The 19,345-nt window shown below is 70.6% G+C and carries 15 protein-coding genes; 12 read left to right on the plus strand and 3 right to left on the minus strand.

Annotated elements, in window-relative coordinates:
• Positions 1-23: 23 nt before the first annotated feature.
• The 6 genes from ACILR4_RS01120 to ACILR4_RS01145 all read left to right on the plus strand — a co-directional run bounded on the left by ACILR4_RS01120 (position 24) and on the right by ACILR4_RS01145 (position 6,290).
• Positions 24-1,985: a caspase family protein gene (locus ACILR4_RS01120; RefSeq protein WP_395698970.1), complete on the plus strand. Its 1,962-nt coding sequence runs from the start codon at positions 24-26 to the stop codon at positions 1,983-1,985.
• Complete coding sequence (locus ACILR4_RS01125) at positions 1,948-3,051, plus strand: TraB/GumN family protein (RefSeq protein WP_395698971.1); 1,104 nt, start codon at positions 1,948-1,950, stop codon at positions 3,049-3,051. The genes ACILR4_RS01120 and ACILR4_RS01125 overlap by 38 nt, the downstream gene beginning before the upstream one ends.
• The gene (locus tag ACILR4_RS01130; protein ID WP_395698972.1) at positions 3,052-4,998 is read left to right on the plus strand and encodes a protein kinase domain-containing protein; all 1,947 of its coding nucleotides are present in this window, start codon (positions 3,052-3,054) and stop codon (positions 4,996-4,998) included.
• 47 nt (positions 4,999-5,045) lie between these two features.
• Entirely contained in the window at positions 5,046-5,558 is a 513-nt protein-coding gene (locus ACILR4_RS01135) for an OmpA family protein (protein ID WP_395698973.1), read from the plus strand.
• Between the two features lie 75 nt (positions 5,559-5,633).
• Positions 5,634-5,975, plus strand: coding sequence for a hypothetical protein (locus ACILR4_RS01140; RefSeq protein WP_395698974.1), 342 nt, complete (start codon positions 5,634-5,636; stop codon positions 5,973-5,975).
• Positions 5,976-6,110: 135 nt separating this feature from the next.
• Complete coding sequence (locus tag ACILR4_RS01145) at positions 6,111-6,290, plus strand: hypothetical protein (RefSeq protein WP_395698975.1); 180 nt, start codon at positions 6,111-6,113, stop codon at positions 6,288-6,290.
• A gap of 43 nt (positions 6,291-6,333) precedes the next feature.
• Here the strand turns inward: ACILR4_RS01145 and ACILR4_RS01150 are convergent, their stop codons facing one another.
• Positions 6,334-7,284, minus strand: coding sequence for an MBL fold metallo-hydrolase (locus tag ACILR4_RS01150; protein ID WP_395698976.1), 951 nt, complete (start codon positions 7,282-7,284; stop codon positions 6,334-6,336).
• Positions 7,285-7,425: 141 nt separating this feature from the next.
• Between ACILR4_RS01150 and ACILR4_RS01155 the strand changes: the two genes are divergently transcribed.
• A complete protein-coding gene (locus ACILR4_RS01155; protein WP_395698977.1) occupies positions 7,426-8,331 on the plus strand; it encodes an alpha/beta fold hydrolase in 906 nt (301 codons plus the stop codon).
• A gap of 23 nt (positions 8,332-8,354) precedes the next feature.
• Here ACILR4_RS01155 and ACILR4_RS01160 read toward each other — a convergent pair whose 3' ends face one another.
• On the minus strand, positions 8,355-8,720 hold the full coding sequence (locus ACILR4_RS01160; RefSeq protein WP_395698978.1) for a hypothetical protein: 366 nt from the start codon (positions 8,718-8,720) through the stop codon (positions 8,355-8,357).
• 137 nt (positions 8,721-8,857) lie between these two features.
• Between ACILR4_RS01160 and ACILR4_RS01165 the strand changes: the two genes are divergently transcribed.
• From ACILR4_RS01165 to ACILR4_RS01185, 5 genes are all read left to right on the plus strand, one after another.
• On the plus strand, positions 8,858-9,142 hold the full coding sequence (locus ACILR4_RS01165) for a hypothetical protein (RefSeq protein ID WP_395698979.1): 285 nt from the start codon (positions 8,858-8,860) through the stop codon (positions 9,140-9,142).
• A complete protein-coding gene (locus ACILR4_RS01170) occupies positions 9,139-12,048 on the plus strand; it encodes an Ig-like domain-containing protein (protein WP_395698980.1) in 2,910 nt (969 codons plus the stop codon). Before ACILR4_RS01165 ends, ACILR4_RS01170 begins: the two co-directional genes overlap by 4 nt.
• Before the next feature lie 42 nt (positions 12,049-12,090).
• On the plus strand, positions 12,091-14,898 hold the full coding sequence (locus ACILR4_RS01175) for a PAS-domain containing protein (protein ID WP_395698981.1): 2,808 nt from the start codon (positions 12,091-12,093) through the stop codon (positions 14,896-14,898).
• An 81-nt stretch (positions 14,899-14,979) separates the two neighbouring features.
• On the plus strand, positions 14,980-15,249 hold the full coding sequence (locus ACILR4_RS01180; RefSeq protein ID WP_395698982.1) for a ferrous iron transport protein A: 270 nt from the start codon (positions 14,980-14,982) through the stop codon (positions 15,247-15,249).
• Between the two features lie 15 nt (positions 15,250-15,264).
• Positions 15,265-17,142 (plus strand): ferrous iron transporter B, encoded by a 1,878-nt coding sequence (locus ACILR4_RS01185; protein WP_395698983.1) that lies wholly within the window; start codon positions 15,265-15,267, stop codon positions 17,140-17,142.
• Positions 17,143-17,376: 234 nt separating this feature from the next.
• On the opposite strand, the gene ACILR4_RS01190 is transcribed toward ACILR4_RS01185, so the two are convergent.
• Entirely contained in the window at positions 17,377-19,254 is a 1,878-nt protein-coding gene (locus tag ACILR4_RS01190) for a diguanylate cyclase (protein ID WP_395698984.1), read from the minus strand.
• Positions 19,255-19,345: the final 91 nt, after the last annotated feature.

A 19,345-nucleotide genomic window follows, 5' to 3' on the forward strand; every position in this document is an offset into this window, starting at 1 on the left:
CCATCGGTTTTGCAGAGGCTGGCATGACTTCGCCCGTCGATCGCCCGCACAGGCGGGTGCAACGCTTCGTCGCCATTGGCTGCGCAGTGATGATGGCGCTGCCGCCGGCCTTTCCGGTGCGCGCCGCAGGGCCCGAGCGCGTGGCATTGGTGATTGGCAACTCGGCCTATGGCGCCGCGGCGCTGCCCAACCCGAAGAACGACGCCCGGGCTGTGGCCGAGCTGCTGCAGAAGGCCGGCTTCCAGGTGGACATGCGCATCGATTCGACGCGCAGCGACATGGTGCAGTCGATCGGCCGTTTCGGCCAGCACCTGAAGAACCCTGAGGTCAAGTTCGCGGTCTTCTACTACGCCGGCCATGGCCTGCAGCAGGATTGGCGCAACTACCTGGTGCCCATCGACGCCAAGGTGGCCAATGCCACCGACGTGCAGAAGCAGACCGTGGACGTCAGCGAGCTGATGCGCTTCATGAGCGAAGCGCGCGGCCGCAGCTACCTGGTGATCCTGGACGCCTGCCGCGAAGACCCCTTCGTCGGCACCTACCGGCCGCCGGCCAAGGGCCTGAGCCCCTTCGATGCGCCTTCCGGCAGCCTGCTGGCCTACGCCACGGCACCGGGCCAGCTGGCCTACGACGGCAAAGGCAGCAACGGCCTGTACACCAAGTACCTGGTGCGCGAACTGGCGGTACCCGACACGCCGCTGGAAGACGCCTTCAAGCGCGTGCGCCTGAACGTGCGAATGGAGTCCGAAGGCCGGCAGATCCCCTGGGAGAGCACCTCGCTCGAACAGGACGTGATGATGTTCCCGCAGCACAAGGCCAAGTTGAGCGATGCCGAGCTCGAGAAGCGCTTCGAGGACGAGCTCGCCGCCTGGTCCAAGGTGCGCAACAGCAACAACATTGCCGGCCTGACCGAATTCATTCGCGCCTACCCCAGCGGCAACGCCAGCGAGCTGGCACAGGCCAGGCTGAACCGCCTGCTCGAAGAAGAGCTGCGCAAGGGCGACGAAGCCCGCCGTGCGGCGGCGCGCCAGAAGGTGGCGGAAGCCGACGCGCTGCGCCTGAAGGCCGAGGCCCAGGAACGTGATCGGCAGGCTGCCGCCATGAAGGAAGCCGCCCGCCTGGCCGCTGAACGCCAGGCGGCGGAGCGCCAGGCGGCGGCCGAGCTCAAGGCCCTGGAAGCCGCGCGCCAGAAGGCCGAAGCCCAGCAGCGCGAGGCCGACCGCCGCGAGGCGCTGCGCGTGGCCCAGCAGCGCGCGGCCGAGGCCGAGGCGCGCCAGCGCAAGGCCGAGGCCGAGGAACGCGCGGCAGCGGAAGCACGCCAGAAGCAGGCCGACGCCGCGCGCCAGGAGCTCGAGCGCCTGGCCTCGGCCGCCGACACGCAGCGCATCGTTGCCAACCAGCCGGCGCTGCTGCCCAGCGTCAGCCTGGCCTCGACACCCTACTTCCAGGGCCTGAATCCGCACCGGCGCGACTACCGCGTCGGCGATACCTACGAGTTCCGCGTGATCGACCAGTTCACCAAGGCCAGCCGGCCGCTGACGATGAAGGTCACGGCAGTGGACGAGGCGGCCGATCGCGTCGAATACAACAACGGCGAGACGAGCTCCGACCTGATGGGCAACACGACCGGCAACGCCCGCGGTTCGCTGAGCACGCCGCGCCAGTTCTACCCGGCCGAGTTGACGGTGGGCCACCGCTGGCGCACCACCTTCAAGCAGGCCCGCCCCAGCGGCTTGACCTACACCTTCAGCTACGACGTGAAGGTGGCGGCCAAGGAAACCATCACCGTGCCCGCCGGCACCTTCGAGGCCTACCGCATCGAAGCGCGCGGCTTCAACGTCGGCCTGGGCGCGCAGGTCAACCGCACGATCTGGGTGTCGCCCGGCATCAATGCCGACATCGCGCACGAAACCTATGTACGCCTGAGCAACGGCCGGATCGAACAGAATGACCGGCAGGAACTGGTGGCCTATTCCAGAAAGTAAGCGTGTCGCGGCCGCCGCGCTGCTGGCATTGCTGTCGGCCGCGGCGGCACGCGCGGCCGAGGCGCCATTGCCGGCGGCCGAGGCCGCCTCGGCACCGGTGGTTGCCGCCTCGGCCCCGCTGACCACCGCCTCGGCCCCCGCTGCGATGCCCCCGGAGGCGGACGCCCTGCCGCGCGTTGCCGCCGCGCCGGACGCCGACCCGCTCCGGTTCGAGCGCGGCACCCTGTGGCGCCTGCATGCCCCCAGCGGCGCGGTGGGCCACCTGCTGGGCACCATCCACATCGGCCAGCCAAAGGAACTGGCACTGCCGCCGCCCACCTGGTCGCTGCTGCAGACGGCCAACCGGCTGGTGGTGGAACTGGCACCCGGCAGCGTCGACCTCGCCGAGCTGGAGCGCCTGCAGCGCCTGCCGGCCGGCGAATCGCTGGTGCGCCAGCTCAGCCCGGCGGAACTGCAACGCCTGCACCTGCGCCTGTCGCGCGCCGGCCTGGCCTTGCGCAACCCGCAGTTGTACCGCCCGTGGGTGCTGGCGCAGCTGCTGCAATCGGCCGCGCCGCTGACGCTGGAGACCCTGGACGACCGCCTGGTCTGGCAGGCCAAGCAGCAGCGGCTGCCGGTGCAGTCCCTGGAAACCCTGAGCGAGCAGTTCGGCGCCTTCGATTGCATCGCGCCGGCCGAACAGCTGGCCTTGTTGAAGGACACTCTGGCCATGCCCGATGGCTTCTTCGAATCGCTGAACCGCGACGCGCTGGCCTTGTACCGCGGGCAGCGCACCGGCGAACTGGTCACGCAGATGGCCGCGCGCTTCCCGGTCAGTGCACAGGCCCGCGACGCCAGCGCCCGCGCGACACAATGCATCATCGGCGAGCGCAACCGGCGCTTCGCCGAGCGGCTGCAGCCGCTGCTGTCCGACAACGGGGTGTTCGCCGCCATCGGTGCGGCCCACCTCGTCGGGCCTGGCGGCGTGCTGGCGCGGCTGGCGGCGGCGGGCTTTCGCATCGAAGCCATCGGCAGCCCGACATTGGCGGACCCGGTGACGACAGGCACGACACCCGAGGACAAGTAGATGGCGCTGCGCGACACATTGCCGGCCGGCACGGTGGTGGGGGAGTTCGAGATCCGGCGCGTGCTCGGCCAGGGCGGCTTCGGCATCGTCTACGAGGCCTACGAGCCGATGCTCGACCGGCGCGTGGCGCTGAAGGAGTACTTCCTGCAAGGCTTCTCGCGCCGCGAAGGGCTGGACGTGCTGCCGGCCGAGGCCGATTCGGTGGAGATGTTCAACAGCGGCATGTCGCGCTTCATCCGCGAGGCGCGGCTGCTGTCGATGCTGAACGAACGCACCCGGGCCGACGGCTCGCTGGTGGCGGTGTACCGCGTGTTCCAGGCCCAGCGCACCGCCTTCATGGCGATGAAGCTGTACGAGGGGCAGACGCTGCGCCAGGAGGTGCTGGCCAAGCCCGAGATCGTCACCGAGCCGTGGCTGGTCTCGCTGCTGCTGCGCATGCTCGACGCGCTGCATGCGCTGCACTCGCTGGAAGGCGAGAACCTGGTGCACCGCGATGTCTCGCCCGACAACATCATCCTGCAGCCCGACGGCCGGCCGGTGCTGCTGGACTTCGGCGCCACGCGCAAGGCCAGCGATGCACAGACTTCGCTGATCTACAAGCCCGGCTACTCGCCGATCGAGCAGTACACCGACGCGATCAAGCAAGGCCCGTGGACCGACATCTACGCGCTCAGCGGCGTGGCCTACTTCGCGATCGCGCGGCAGTCGCCGGTGCCGGCGGTGGACCGCTATGCCGGCGCCGCCTTCCAGACCGCTGCCGAGCGCGGTGCGGGCCGCTTCTCGCCCGAGCTGCTGGCGCTGGTCGACAAGGGCATGTCGGTGCTGCCCGAGCACCGCTTCCAGAGCGCCGAGGCGATGCGCGAGGCGCTGACCCAGCTGCCCGCGGCGCACCACGCACCAGGGGTCACCCGCCAGGCGCCGATGTCGCGCACGCAGGCGGTGGCCACGCCCACCGCCACCGCGGTGTCGTCACCGGCCACCACGCCGCTGACGCCCACGGCGCAAGGCGTGGCCGACGACGACGACGTGACCCGCGTCAACCCCACTCCGACGCGCATTCCCGACGCCGGCGCGCCCACCGTCACCTGGTCGCCAACGGCGGTGCCCGAGGCCGAGCGCGAGGAGACCCGTGCCACGGTGATCCCGCTGCCGCCCAAGCCCGATCCTGGCCGGCGCAAGGGCCTGCTGATCGGCGCGGGCGTGGCCGCTGCGGTCGCCATCGGCGGTGCCATCGTCTACCTGCAGCGCGACGGCGGCGCGCCGGGCCCGCAGGGCGGCACGGCAGGCCTGGGCGGGGGCGCCGCGTCGCAGGCGCTGGCTGCATCTCAGTCCGGCGCCGCATCGCAGGTGGCGCAGGCCGCGTCGCCGGCTGCGGCCAGCGCGCCACCGGAAGAGGCCAGCAAGCCGGTGACGGCCGACACCGTGCCCGGCCTCGCCTGCACCGCCGCGCAGGCCGACTGGGCCTGCGTGCTCGACGGCCTGGCCCGCCTGTCCACGCGGGGCCAGGGTGTGGTGCTGCGGGTGTCTCCGGCCGAGGCCAGGCTCGGCAACGCGATCACGCTCGAAGTGGTGCCGGCCGCCGACGGCGTGCTGCAGATGCTGGCGGTGGACGACACGCCGGACGGCCGGCTGGTGTCGATCTTCCCGAACAGCCACGACAGCAGCAACCGCGTGAAGGCCGGCCAGGCGCTGAAGCTGCCGCGCCGCCCGCAGTGGGACATCGTGGCGCAGCCGCCCAAGGGCCGCAGCTGGATGATCGCGGTGCTCAGCCCCGAGCCCCTGAAGTTGCCGCCCAGCCTGAAGCAGGGCCTGGCGCTGAAGGATGCCGTGCGTGCCTTCGCCGAAGGCCAGCCCTTGCGCCTGCTAGGCGTGTCCGATTGCACGAGCGGCGGCGCAGGGTGTCCAAAGACACTGTCGATTCAGCCGGCGGACTTCATCATTCGCTGATGTTCACGCCGCATGCTGGTATGCGGCGACGCACGTTGGAGATACACATGGCACGTTCCTCGATTTTCGTCGCGCTGACCCTGGCGCTGGGCCTGTGCAGCGCCGCCGCGCTGGCCACCGATTTCGGCAACCGCACGCCCGAGGTCAAGGAGCTGGTCGATGCGCTGAAGCCCGCCGAGCGCACCCGCGGCATCGCGATCGTCGGCGCCTCGCAGGCCAACCGCAGCAAGGCCTCGATGCAGGTCGGCTTCGACTTCGGCTCGGCGCAGGTGATCCCGCGCGACCTGCCCAAGCTCGACCGCCTGGCCGATGCGCTGAAGAGCGAGACGCTGAAGGAATACCGCTACCAGGTGGTCGGCCACACCGACGCCAAGGGACCGATGGAGCTGAACATGAAGCTCTCGCGCGCCCGCGCCGACACGGTGGTGGCCTACCTGATGCAGCAGGGCATCCCGGCCGAGCGCCTGACGGCCGAGGGCAAGGGCCCCAGCGAGCTGCTGAACCCGCAGCAGCCCGAGGCAGCCGAGAACCGCCGCGTGGAAGTGCGCCTGATCCAGTAGCCGCCGGAGTTCAGCCAGCGCCTGGCCAAGCCGGGCATCGCCGGCCCCACCCTGGACTGGCGGCTGATCAAGGCCATGGTGCGGGTCGAGAGCGGCGGGCCCACCAATGCCGCCTGGAAGACCCGGCCGCTGCAGACCGGCAACCCCGGTGACCCGGGCCCGAGCGCACTGCCGGGCAACAGTGAAGGCGGCGAGCCGATCCACACGAGCACGCAGCGCACCACGATCCAGGCCGGCGCATCGACCCCTGCGGCCAACCTGCTGGCCGGCACCGCCTATCTGCCGATGCGAGCGGCCATCGCCCAATTCCAGTCCGTGGCGAGCACCACCACCTTCGCGGCGCAGAAGTACAACGTAGGCGATCCGAAGTACAAGGCCAAGCTCGACCATTGCCTCCAGCTGATGTCGGCCCCATGACGAGCCAGCCGCGCCCGCAACGGGCGGCTAGACATCCGCCGGCAGGCGCCGAGCTGGCGCAGCTCGTTCAGCCGCTGCACGAACCTGGCCTACAGCGCCGAAACCCCGGCGCCGCAGGAAGGCCTGCAGCGCACCGTGTTCCAGCTGGCGCAGCGGCCCGCCGGCTGCCACTACGCACTGATCGAGCTGCGCCACACGGGCAGCCCGGCCGCTGCCGATGAAGGCTGGGAGGCCGTGGGCTATCCCGATCGCGACAGCTGGCTCAAGGGCGACATGAGCCAGGCCATGGCCTGTCCGTTGGTGCGGCTGAAGTAGGCCTGCGGATGAATTAGGCCTGCGGCGGCGCTGCCGGCCGCGGTCAGGGCACCGCGCGGTAGTTCACCGGCACGAAGGTGTAGCCGCTGCCTTCGGCGCGCAGCCGCCCCAGCGCCGGGAACGACAGGTGGGCGGCGCCGACGTAGTAGCCCTGCGCCGCCGCCTCGGCATAGGCCTTGGCGCGGCGCTCGGCGGCGGCGGCCGAATCGCTGTCGAACTGGATCGTCACCGCCGGCTGCGCGAACTGCACCGCGGCCACGTGCATCAGGTCGCCCCAGAGCATCAGCTTCTCGCCCTTGCTCTCGATCGCGTAGACCGTGTGGCCGGGCGTGTGGCCGTAGCTGGCCAGCGCCTTCACGCCGGGCACCAGCTCGGTGTCGCCGTCGAAGGGCTTGAAGCGGCCGGCCGCCTGGTAGGGCCCGATCATCGCCATCGCGCCCTTGAAGCCGCCCTTGGCGGCCTCGGGCGCCTTGTCCATCACCGCGCTGCTGAGCCAGAACTCGGCATCGCGCTTGTCGGCGCGCACCACCGCATTCGGGAAGGCCGGCTTGTCCCCGGCCGTCAGCCCGCCGACATGGTCGCCATGCATGTGGGTGATGTAGATCTCGTCGATCTGCTCGGGCTGGTAGCCGGCGGCCTTGATCGCCGCCTGCAGCTTGCCGAGCGTGGGCCCGAACAGGCTGCCCGCGCCGCTGTCGATCATCACCAGCTTGCTGCCGGTGTTGACGAGGAAGGCATTGACCGAGGTTTCCAGCGGGCTGCGCAGGAAGCTGCGGGCCAGATCGGCGTTCACCTTCTCCGGCGTGGTGTTGGTAAGCAGCTGGTGCATGGGCAGGTTCACGGTGCCGTCGTTCAGCACGGTGATCTCGAAGTCGCCGAGCATCATGCGGTAGAAGCCCGGCGCCTGGGTCTTGACCATCGGCGCAGCGGCCTGGGCCGCGGGCAGCAGCGCGAAGCCGGCCGCCAGTGCGGCCAGCAGGGGGAGGAGGCGCATCGTCTTGTTCATGTGATGGTTCCGTGTCGGTTGTCGCCCCGACAGTAGGGCGGCGCGGACCTTAACCGCTGGAGGCCGACCCTGGCTGCATCAGGGGCGCCACCGTTCAGGCAGGCCGGGGCCTTGGGCTACGCTCGCGCGATGAACCGCCTCGAACCGCTGCAGCACGTCGACGCCGGCGTGCTGAACATCGCCTACCACGCGGCCGGTCCGACCGAGGGCCCGCCGGTGCTGCTGATGCACGGCTTCCCGTACGACATCCATGCCTATGCCGAGGTGGTGCCGCGCCTGGCGGCGCAAGGCTGCCGCGTGATCGTGCCCTACCTGCGCGGCTTCGGGCCGACGCGCTTCCTGTCGGCTGCCACGCCGCGCTCCGGCGAACAGGCCGCGCTGGGCGCCGACCTGCTGGCCCTGCTGGACGCGCTGCAGATCCCGCGCGCGGTGCTGGCCGGCTACGACTGGGGCGGCCGCGCGGCCTGCGTGGTGGCCGCGCTGTGGCCCGAGCGCTGTGCGGGGCTGGTCAGCTTCAACAGCTACAACATCCAGGACATCGCCCGCGCGATGGTGCCCGACCGGCCCGAGAACGAGCACCGCCTGTGGTACCAGTACTACTTCCACAGCGAACGCGGCGAACGCGGGCTGGCGCAGGACCGGCGCGGCGTGTGCCGGCTGCTGTGGCAGCTGTGGTCGCCGACCTGGGCCTTCGACGACGCCACCTTCGAGCGCAGCGCGCTGGCCTTCGACAACCCGGATTTCGTCGCGGTGGCGATCCAGTCCTACCGGCATCGCTTCGGCCTGGTGCCGGGCGACCCGGCCTACGCGGCCATCGAGGCACGGCTGGCGCTGCAGCCCACGATCACCGTGCCGACGCTCACTTTCGACGGTATCGACGACGGCGTGCGCCCGCCGGCCGATGCCAGCCAGCACGGCCACCGCTTCACCGGCCCGCGCGAGCACCGCTGGGTGCCCGGCGTGGGCCACAACATGCCGCAGGAGGTGCCGGCCATGTTCGCCGACGCGGTGATGGAAATGGTGCGCCGCCGCTGAGGCGGCCGCTGCGGCACCGGGCGTCAGTCCTCGTCGGCCGTGACGCGCAGGCCCAGGCGGCGCGCCTGGTGCACCTGCGTCGTCACGACGATGCGCAGCGCCTCGCCGGCCGGCAGCACGCGCCGGAAGCGGTAGTCCAGCGAATCGCGGCCGCCCGGCTGCGTGGCCTCGCGCCGCTGCCACTGCTGCGCGCCGTTCACCAGCACGCGCATCGCATGCCACGCGCCCGCGCGTCCGCCACCGTCGACCGCCAGCGAGCAGAAGATCTCGAAGCGGCGCTCGCGCTGCAGGTCTTCGGGTACCAGCAGCTGCGCCACATCGCCGTCACCGGCGTCGGCCTCCCAATGCTCGGGGCGGGAATCGGAGAAGACAGGCGAGGAGCGGACCATCCTCAGCAGTCTACCGAGGCCGTGCCCGACCGCACGCCCGCGCCCGGAATGGCTGGCACAACGCAATCCGCGCCACGCTGGACGGGCAGAATCCAGGCCCCAGGGCCGCATCGAGCCCATCGGGAGGACTCCAAGCCGTGTCGATCGCCAACTGGACGCTGGCGCAGGTCATTGCGCAGCTGAACACCGGCAACAAGTGGTCGGGCAGCACGATCACCTACGCCTTTCCCACCGATGCCGGCAGCCTCTACGCCGGCGGTGAAGGCGCGGGCTTTCGCGCCGTCAACGCCACGCAGCAGGCGATGATGACGCTGGCGCTGACCAGCTGGGACGAACTGATCGCGCCGAACATGCAGCGCGTCAGTGCCGGCAGCTCGACTACGGCAGCGCGTGGTTCAACGTCACCGAGCCCGATCTGGTGAGCTTGGTGCTCGGCCAGTACGGCTACATGGCGGTGATCCACGAGATCGGCCACACGCTCGGGCTGGACCACATGGGCGACTACGACGGCGAGGGCAGCTGGACGCCTTCGTCGTACCAGGATTCCAGCGTGCTGTCGGTGATGTCGTACTTCGGCCCGCGCGATGCGGCGGCCCTGTACTCGCCCGACGTGATGCAGGCGGACTGGACCGATGCCGCGGGCACCAGCTACTCGCCGCAGACGCCGATGCTCAATGACGTGGCGGCGATCCAGTCGATCTACGGCGCCTCGACGACCACGCGCACCGGCAACACCGTCTACGGCTTCGGCAGCAACGTCAGCGGCAGCACCGCGGCGATCTACGACTTCACGCAGAACGCCCACCCGGTGCTGACGATCTTCGATTCGGGCGGCCAGGACACGCTGAACCTGAGCGGCTGGAACACGCCCAGCCGCATCGACCTGCGCGGCGGCGGCTTTTCATCGACCAACGACCTGACGAACAACATCGCGATCAGCTACGACACGGTGATCGAGGACGCGGTGGGCGGTGGCGGCAACGACGTGATCACCGGCAATGCCGCGTCGAACCAGCTGGTCGGCGGCAGCGGCAACGATGAGCTCTACGGCCTGGCCGGCGACGACACCTTGATCGGTGGTGCCGGCAACGACTTCATCGACGGCGGCGATGGCAGCGCCGACACCGCGGTGTTCGATGGCGTCGCGGCGCTGTACAGCATCAGTGTCTCGGGTGGCACCGTCACGCTCAGCGGGCCGAGCGGCATCGACCGCGTGACGAACGTCGAGCGCTTCCGCTTTGCCGACCTCACGCGCCTGCTGACCGACCTGGTGCCCGGTGCCGACACCACCGCGCCGCTGCTGCAGAGCCTGAACCCGGTGGATGGCGGCGGACCGATCAGCGTCGGCGCGAACCTGGTGATCAGCTTCAACGAGCCGGTGCGCGCAGGCAGCGGCGCGATCGAGATCCACTTCAGCGACGGCACGCTGTGGCGCAGCATCGCCAGCAGCGACACGCAGCAGCTGCAGTTCAGCGGCAACACGCTGACGATTGACCCCGCGGCCAACCTGCCGGCCAGCCGCGGCTTCTACCTGACGGTGGGACCGGGCGCCGTGGCCGACCTGGCCGGCAACCCCTTTGCCGGCTGGAACGACAGCGCGAGCTGGAACTTCAGCAGCTCGGCGGTGGACAACACCGCGCCGCGCATCGTCAGCCTGAGCCCGGCTGACGACGCCACCAAGGTGGCCCTGAAGGCCGCGCTCGAGATCGACTTCGACGAGGCGGTGGTCGCCGGCAGCGGCAACATCGTGCTGCAGCGCGCCGGACAGGCTTCGATCGCCATCCCGGTCGGCGACGGCCAGCAGGTCCGGATCCAGGGCAACGTGGTCACGATCGACCCGACGGCGGATTTCGCCAGCGGGGCCAGCTACACGGTGACGATCGACGGCGGCGCCTTCCGGGACGCGGCAGGCAATGCCTTCACCGGACTCGGCGGCAACAGCGCGTGGAACTTCAGCACGGTCGCGCCGATCGCCGGCGACGACTACCCGATGAGCGTTGACACCACCGGCGTGCTGCGCACCACGGGCAGCATCGTCGGCGCGCGCATCGACGCCGCCAACGACGGCGACATGTTCAAGGTCGACCTCGTGAGAGGCACCCTGTACCGCTTCGACATGCTGGCCGCCAGCGCCGCGCTGAACCCCTACCTGGTGCTGTACGGCCCGCTGCCCGGGCTGGAACTGCTGGGCTACGACGACGACAGCGGCACCGGCAGCAATGCCCAGCTGTACTACACGCCCTCGGTCAGCGGCACCTACTACGTTGCCGCCTCGGACAACGCCGAGCACACCGGCAACTACAACATCTCGGCCTCCAGGCCGACCGACGACTACCCGGCCTCCACCGACACCCCCGGCGTGCTGCTGACCACCGGCTCGCTCATCTTCGGCGTTATCAGCGCGCCGACCGACAGCGACATGTTCGCGGTCGACCTGACGGCCGGCAACTACTACACCATCGACCTGCAGCGCTCGACCGATGGCCTGGTCGATCCCTATCTGCTGCTGTTCAATGGCGGCGGCGAGCTGATCACCTTCGACAACGATGGTGGCGGCCAGGGCAATGCCCAGCTGAACTTCGCGCCCACCGCCAGCGGACGCTACTACGTCAGTGCCGCCGACTTCAGTACCGGCATGGGCGCCTACCGGCTGCAGGCCAAGGCGCTGCCACTGCTTCGCGGCAGCGATGGTGCCGACACGCTCCAGGGCAGCGCCACCGCCGAAGCGCTGAGCGGCGGACCCGGCGACGACCGGCTGGGCGGCGGCGGCGGCGACGACGTGCTCGATGGCGGCGACGGCATCGACACCGCGCTGTACACCGGCGCCCGCGCGGGCTACGCGCTGATGCCCCTGGCCAACGGCTGGGCCGTGTCGGACTCGCTCGGCAGCGAAGGCCGCGATGTGCTGCATGGCATCGAGCGCCTGCAGTTCGCCGATGGCAAGCTGGCGCTGGACCTGGGTGGCAACGCCGGCGACGTGGCCCGCATCCTCGGCGTGGTGTTCGGCCCTGCATCGGTGCACGAGGCGGCCTATGTCGGCATCGGTCTCGGCCTGCGTGACGGTGGCATGAGCTACGAGGCGCTGATGCAGCTGGCGCTCGATGCCCGGCTGGGCGCCAACGCCACGTCGGCCGACGTGGTGAATCTGCTCTACACCAACCTGGTCGGCACCGGGCCGGGGCCCGACGCGCTGGCGCTGTACACCAGCCTGCTCGACGACGGCAGCTACACCCCGGCCACGCTGGCCCTGCTGGCCGCCGAGCAGGAACTCAACCTGGCGAACATCGATCTGGCCGGACTCGTGCAAACGGGCCTGGCCTACAGCTGATTCCGCACCCACGGCCGCGACGCCCGGCGGCAGAATGCCGGGATGACCGAGGCGTCTCGCAACGCGCCCAGTTCGCCACCTGACTTCCAGGACAGCGCGCCGCTGCTGCGGCTGATGTTCGACGACAGCGGCGAAGGCGTCTGCGTGTTCGACGCGCACCTGCGGCTGACGGCCTGGAACGACCGCTTCCTCGGCGCCAGCCGGCTGCAGGCCGGGCAGCTGCGCGTCGGCCTCGGGCTGCTGGCGCTGATGCAGTTGCTGGCGCGCAGCGGCGAGTTCGGCAGCCACGACCCCGAGGGCGAGGCCCAGCGCTGCTTCCTGGCCCTGCGCGACGAGCGGCCCAGCGCGCTGCACCACCTGCGACCCGACGGCCGCATCATCGAGATGCGGCGCAGCTTCACCGCCGATGGCGGGATGGTGCTGCTGTATGCCGACGTCACCGAGCGCCGCGCCACCGAAGCGGCCATGGCCGACAACCAGCGCATGCTCACGCTGCTGCTGGAGCGCACGCAGCAGGGCTTCTGGTTCATCGACAACGCCTTGCGCACCACCGATGCCAACCCCGCGATGTGCCGCATGCTGGGCTTGACGCTGGACCGGCTGCTCGGGCGCAACATCTTCGAGTTCGTCGACGAGGCCAATGCCGAGATCTTCCGCCGCCAGACCGTGCTGCGCGCCCAGGGCCATACCGGCGGCTACGAGATCACGCTGCGCCGCGCCGACGGCAGCCCGGTGCACTGCTTCAACAACGCCACCCCCACCTTCGATGCCGCGGGTCGCAAGATCGGCGCGGTCGGCATGTTCTCCGACATCAGCGCGCAGAAGCGCGCCGAGCAGCAGATCCGCCAGACCGGCGAGCTGCTGGCGCAGAAGTCGCGCGCGCTGGAGGTCACGCTGCAGAGCCTGTCGCAAGGCGTGCTGAGCATCGATGCGCAGGGCCATATCACCACCTGGAACCACCGCTGCCTCGAGCTGCTGGAGATTCCGGAATCGCTGATGCAGGGCCGGCCCACCCTGCAGGACATCACCCGCTACCAGGTCGAGCACGGGCAATTCGGGCCCCACCTGTCGGCGATGGCCGAACCGGGTCGCGAAGGGCTGCGGCGCTTCCTCGGCGGCGACAGCCAGTCGCTGGCGGCGCGCTACCAGCGCACGCGGCGCGACGGCGTGGTGCTGGATGTGCAGACCCATTTCGCCGACGACGGCAGTGTGGTGCGCACCTACACCGACGTCACCGCCAGCGTGCAGGCGCAGCAGGCGCTGCGCGAAAGCGAATCGCGCTTCCGCACGATGGCCGACGCGGCGCCGGCGCTGATCTGGCAGTCGGGCGCCGATGCCCGCCCGATCTGGTTCAACCAGCGCTGGCTGCAGTACACCGGGCGCGACATGGCAGCGGAGCTGGCCGCGACCTGGACCGAGCGCATGCACCCCGAGGACTACCTGCGCTGCCGCGTGGCCTTCGATGCGGCAGCGGCGGCACACGTGGCCTACGACATCGAGTTCCGCCTGAAGCGTGCCGACGGCGGCTGGGGCTGGATCGTCGACAACGGCATCCCGCGCTTCAGCAGCGAAGGCCGCTTCGAGGGCTTCATCGGCTACGGCTGGGAGATCACCGAGCGCAAGGCCGCCGAAGCGGCGCTGATCGCCGCCAAGGACGAGGCCGAGCGCGCCAGCCGCGCGAAATCGGAATTCCTCTCGCGCATGTCGCACGAGCTGCGCACGCCGCTGAACGCGGTGCTCGGCTTCGCGCAATTGCTGGAGTCCGACCGGCAGGACCCGCTGAGCCCCGCGCAGCGCGGCCGGGTGCAGGAACTGATGCGCGGCGGGCGCCACCTGCTGAGCCTGATCAACGAGGTGCTGGACCTGGCGAGCATCGAGGCCGGCACCCTGCACCTGCACCTGGCCCCGGTGGACCTGGCCGAGCTGGTTGGCGACTGCCTGCGGCTGGTGCAGCCGATGGCGGCGGACCGTCGCATCCGCCTGCAGGTGCGACCGGCCGGCGCGCCGGCGAAGCTGGTCCAGGCCGATCCGACGCGGCTGAAGCAGGTGCTGCTGAACCTGCTGTCCAACGCGATCAAGTACAACCGCGAAGGCGGCAGCGTCGAACTGGCCTGGCAGGTCGATCCGGAACTGCCGCAGGCCACGCGCATCGAGGTGCGCGACAGCGGCCCCGGTCTCACCAGCGCCCAATGTGAGCGGCTGTTCCAGGCCTTCGAACGCCTGGACGCCGAGCGTTCGGCGGTCGAAGGCACCGGCATCGGCCTGGCCCTGAGCAAGTGGCTGGTCGACCTGATGCGCGGCCAGATCGGCGTGCACAGCACGCTGGGCGTTGGCAGCACCTTCTGGGTGCGCCTGATGCAGGCCGAGGCCGTGGCCGGCCCCAGCCCGCCGCCCCCGGCCGCGGTGGCGCCGGTGGTTTCGCATGCCGTGACCGCGCCGGCTCCGCTGCTGCCACCGGCTGGCCGCAGCACCCGCACCGTGCTGTACATCGAGGACAACCCGGTGAACCAGGTGCTGATGGAAGGCATGCTGGCGCAGCGGCCGGGCATCCGCCTGCTGATCGCCGGCCTGCCCGGCGTGGGCCTGGCCATGGCCGCGCAGGCCCGGCCCGACCTGGTGCTGCTGGACATCCAGCTGCCCGAGATGGACGGCTTCGAGGTGATGCGCCGGCTGCGCGCCAGCCCGCACACCTGGGACATCCCGGTGGTGGCGGTCAGCGCCAACGCGATGCACGCCGACCTGGAACGGGCCGAACAGGCCGGCTTCGTCGACTACGTGGTCAAGCCGCTGGACATGCAGCGCCTGCTGTCGGTGGTGGACCGGCTGCTGGCCGAAGACCCTGACGAATGACCGATTGTTCACATCAGTCGTTCACCACTCGCGACCTAAATGAGAGAGAATCTCATTTAGATTTGCTTTGCCACCCCCGTCATGACCTTGCTGCTTGCCGATCTGCCCCTGGGTGCCCGCGCCCTGGTGCGCCAACTGCGATCGCCGGCTGACGGTCTGGATGCGCAGCAATTGCAGCGCCTGGGGGAACTGGGTTTTCTGCCGGGCGAGCCTGTGCAGCTGATCCGCCGCGGTCCGGGCGGCCGGGAGCCACTGGCCGTGCTGGTGGGCGACACGATGCTGGCGCTTCGGCTGCTGGAAGCCCGCTGCGTCGAGGTGACGCAGGACGCCGAGGCCCTGGCCGCGGCCTGAACAAGAAGCCCCGCCGTGTCTGCCGCCACCGCCCTGCCCGCCAGCCCGGACGCGCTGCGCTGCATCGCGCTGGTCGGCAACCCGAACTGCGGCAAGACCGCACTGTTCAACCTGCTGACCGGCGCGCGCCAGAAGGTGGCGAACTACGCGGGGGTCACGGTCGAGCGCAAGATCGGCACCGCCCGGCTGGCCGATGGCCGCAGCCTGCAGGTGATCGACCTGCCGGGTGCCTACAGCCTGAAGCCGGCGACGCCGGACGAGCAGGTCACGCTCGATGTCATCGAAGGTCGGCGCCCTGGCGAGGCGGCGCCCGATGCCATCGTCGCGGTGGTCGATGCCACCAACCTGCGCATGAACCTGCGCCTGGTGCTGGAACTCAAGCGCCTGGGCCGGCCGATGATCGTGGCGCTGAACATGGCCGATGTCGCGCGGGCGCGCGGCCTTGCCATCGATGTGCCGGCCCTGGCGCGCGAACTCGGCTGCCCGGTCGTCGAGACGGTCGCGGTCAAGCACGATGGCCATGCCCGGCTGCTGGCGCAGCTGCAGCAGCACCCGCTGCCGGCCGGCGGGCCTGCGGCCACCGGCCCGGCGCCCGATGCCGCCACGCTGCAGCGCGAAGTGCGGCGCCTGCTGGCCGCAGCGGCACCCGCCGCGCTGCACAGCCAGCGCTTCAACCTGCGGCTCGATGCCGTGCTGCTGCACCCGGTGTGGGGCCTGGTGATCCTGGCCGCGCTGCTGTTCGTCGTGTTCCAGGCGGTGTTCTCGTGGGCCACCTGGCCGATGGACCAGATCAAGGCCGGCATGGCCGGCTTGGGCACGCTGGTCCAGGGCCACATGGCCGATGGCCCGTTGCGCAGCCTGCTGGTCGACGGTGCGATCGCCGGCGCCGGCAGCGTGCTGGTGTTCCTGCCGCAGATCCTGATCCTCTTCTTCTTCATCCTGGTGCTGGAGGATTCGGGCTACCTGCCGCGTGCGGCCTTCCTGCTGGACAACGCGATGGGCAAAGTCGGCCTCTCGGGCCGCGCCTTCATCCCGCTGCTGTCCAGCTTCGCCTGTGCCGTGCCGGGCGTGATGGCCACCCGCACCATCGCCAATTGGCGTGACCGGCTGGCCACCATCATGATCGCGCCGCTGATGACCTGCTCGGCGCGGCTGCCGGTGTACGCGCTGCTGATCGGCGCCTTCGTGCCGGACCGTGCGCTGGGCCCTTTCAACCTGCGTGGGCTCACGCTCTTCGCGCTGTACGCCGCGGGCGTGCTGTCGGCCTGTGCGGTGGCCTGGGTGTTCAAGCGCGCGTGGCTGAAGAGCCGCTACCAGCCGCTGATGCTGGAGCTGCCGCCCTACCGGCTGCCGGGCCTGCGCAACCTGATGCTCGGGCTGTGGGAGCGTGCCCGCATCTTCATGCAGCGGGTCGGCACGATCATCTTCGCGCTGATGGTGCTGCTGTGGTTCCTGTCCACCTGGCCGTCGCCGCCGGCCGGCGCCACCGGACCGGCCATCCAGTACAGCCTGGCCGGCATGCTGGGCCGCGCACTCGAAGTGGTGTTCGCGCCGATCGGCTTCAACTGGCAGATCTCGATCGCGCTGGTGCCGGGCCTGGCTGCGCGCGAGGTGGCGGTGGGCGCGCTGGGCACGGTGTACGCGCTGTCGGCGGCCGGCGACGCGGTGGCCGAAAGCCTGTCGCCGGTGATCGCGCACAGCTGGTCGCTGGCCACCGCCTTCTCGCTGCTGGCCTGGTACGTGTTCGCGCCGCAATGCATTTCGACGCTGGTGGCGGTGCGCCGCGAGACCAACAGCTGGCGCTACCCGGTGGTCATGGCGGCCTACCTGTTCGCGCTGGCCTACGCCGCCGCCTTCGTCACCTACCGCGTCACATTGTGGTTAGGAGCCTGATGCCATGCTGCAGCAACTGATCGTTCTCGTGCTGGTGCTCGCCGCGCTGGCCTACGTGGTGTGGACCCTCCTGCTGCCCGCCACCTGGCGCGCCCGGCTCACGGGCAAGCCAGTGGCCGCTTCGGGCTGCGGCAGTTGCTCCGACTGCCCCAGCGGGCGCCGCGGAACCGGCTCTGCCGGGCCGCTGGCGTCGCCCCCCCGGGGGGGAAGCGCCGCAGGCGCTCCGGGGGGGAGTCAAGAGATACAGGTGCGGTTCTTCCCCGTGCGTTTCGCTTCGTACAAGGCCTCATCGGCGCGCTCCAGCGCCAGCTCCAGCGCCTCACCGGGACGGTAGGCCGTCACGCCGGCCGAGAAGGTGACGAACACCTCGCGCCCATCGTGCATGAACAGGCTCGCGCTGAGCTGGCGCTGCAGCCGCGTCAGCACCTGCTGAGCTTCCTCCACCGGCGTCGCCGTCAGCAGCACGACGAATTCCTCGCCGCCGAAGCGCGCCACATGGTCCACCGGGCGCAGCCACTCCTTCACGCGCGCGGCCAGTGACTTCAGAGCCACGTCGCCGGCCGCGTGGCCCAGCGTGTCGTTGAGCTTCTTGAAGTTGTCGATGTCGATCAGGCCGACCGCAAAGGTCGCGCCGCCGCGCTCGATGCGCGCGCGCTCGGCCTCGAAGGACTGCATCAGTCCACGGCGGTTGCTGATCTGCGTCAGCACGTCGGTCGACACCTCGTCGGACAGGCGGCGCAATTCGGCTTCGAGTTGCTGCACCTGGTTCTGCAGGGCGCTGGCACGCGCGTGCTCGTCGTTCATGCGCTGGCGCGCCGCGGCCACCACCTCGTGCACGGCGCGCGTGTCGCCGACCAGGCCGCGCACCACGTCGGCCAGGTGCTCGATCGAGTCGGCCTTCTCGATGACCTCGGCATAGCCGGCCACCTTGTCGTTGAAGCGGCCGGTGACCTGCCCCAGTTCGCCGATCTCGCTGAGCATGCTGCTGATCATCGCCTTCAGCGCGTCGCGCGCCTTGGCACGCTCGCCGCGCACCGCGCGCTGGCGCTCGCGGGTGTCGGCCAGCAGTTCGCGCGCCGCGCGCACCGCGCGCGTGCCGGCATGTTCGTCCAGCCGCTCGCGCAGGCTCTGGCTCTGGCCACGGGCCCAGCTCTCGTCCTCGGCCAGTTCGGTCAGGCCGTCGGTCAGCGAGCGGCACAGCGCCATCAGTTCCTCGACCAGGTGGTGCCGGTGCGCGAACAGCCGCCGCGCGCGCTGGCAGACCTCGACCACCGCCTCGGTCAGCGACAGCGTCGCCCCCTCGGCCTGGATGCGCTGCGCCAGTTGCGCCAGTTCGTCGGCCAGTTCGGCGGCGCGGGGCTGGTCCGGCGGCAGGCCCGCGCGTACCGCGCCTTCCAGCGCCTCGACCACCCGCGGGCGGTAGTCGACCGGCGACGCCGCCACGCGGATGCCGGCCGCGGCCGCCTCCCCGCCGCCCGAGGGCGACAGGTCCAGGCTGAGCTTCTCGATCGTGGGTGCGGGCGCCGCGGCCTGGGTCGGTGGCACCAGCGGGCCGGACCAGGGCCGCGTGCTGGTGACCTCGCTGTCGGCATCTTCGTTGACCTCGACCTGCGTGTCGGCGTCATCGCTCTCCCACGCAGACATCAGCTGGCGCAGGCGCTGCTGCAGCTTGGCCACGTCGCGGCGGCTGGAATCGAGCACGCGCTGCAGGCTTTCCTTCTTGCGCGCCGGCGTCCATTGCCGGCTGCCGCGCTCCAGCGCGCGCGCCAGCCGGTCGATCAGCGTGGCCCAGGCCTGGGCCTGCGCCACGCTGCTGTCGGTGCTGCGTTCCAGCAGGCGCTGCAGGTCGTCGAAGCGTCCCTCGAGCAATGCGCCGCTCAGCTCACCGCGCTGGGCCGGGTCGTCCGTCGCGCGGGCCACCAGGCGCTCGACCAGCGGCTTCGCCCGCGCCGGCAGGGCCCCTTCGGTCGGCGGCGCTTCGCCGGCTTCCTCGGCATAGCAGCGGGCGTAGTTGGCCGGTGTCGGCTCGAGCTTGGACAGGGCCAGCCGGCGCAGCGCGCCCTTGGCCAGGAGCGCTGGGGTCTGAGCGGCGGTACTGCGATTTGCGTCCATGGTCAGCAAGTGTCGCGCCGATCCCCGGCAGGGGACAGGCCGCTTCAGCGGCCAGGGGAGCGCGGTCGTTTCGGAAGGGCCAAACCCGATC

The organism is Aquabacterium sp. (genome assembly GCF_044226965.1).
Taxonomy (GTDB): Bacteria; Pseudomonadota; Gammaproteobacteria; order Burkholderiales; family Burkholderiaceae_C; genus Pseudaquabacterium.

Coding starts and splice junctions, on each gene's coding strand:
- ACILR4_RS01175 (WP_395698981.1), top strand. CDS start 12,091: ATGACCGAGGCGTCTCGCAACGCGCCCAGTTCGCCACCTGACTTCCAG.
- ACILR4_RS01125 (WP_395698971.1), top strand. CDS start 1,948: ATGACCGGCAGGAACTGGTGGCCTATTCCAGAAAGTAAGCGTGTCGCG.
- ACILR4_RS01155 (WP_395698977.1), top strand. CDS start 7,426: ATGAACCGCCTCGAACCGCTGCAGCACGTCGACGCCGGCGTGCTGAAC.
- ACILR4_RS01160 (WP_395698978.1), bottom strand. CDS start 8,720: ATGGTCCGCTCCTCGCCTGTCTTCTCCGATTCCCGCCCCGAGCATTGG.
- ACILR4_RS01190 (WP_395698984.1), bottom strand. CDS start 19,254: ATGGACGCAAATCGCAGTACCGCCGCTCAGACCCCAGCGCTCCTGGCC.
- ACILR4_RS01140 (WP_395698974.1), top strand. CDS start 5,634: ATGGTGCGGGTCGAGAGCGGCGGGCCCACCAATGCCGCCTGGAAGACC.
- ACILR4_RS01150 (WP_395698976.1), bottom strand. CDS start 7,284: ATGCGCCTCCTCCCCCTGCTGGCCGCACTGGCGGCCGGCTTCGCGCTG.
- ACILR4_RS01180 (WP_395698982.1), top strand. CDS start 14,980: ATGACCTTGCTGCTTGCCGATCTGCCCCTGGGTGCCCGCGCCCTGGTG.
- ACILR4_RS01135 (WP_395698973.1), top strand. CDS start 5,046: ATGGCACGTTCCTCGATTTTCGTCGCGCTGACCCTGGCGCTGGGCCTG.
- ACILR4_RS01130 (WP_395698972.1), top strand. CDS start 3,052: ATGGCGCTGCGCGACACATTGCCGGCCGGCACGGTGGTGGGGGAGTTC.
- ACILR4_RS01120 (WP_395698970.1), top strand. CDS start 24: ATGACTTCGCCCGTCGATCGCCCGCACAGGCGGGTGCAACGCTTCGTC.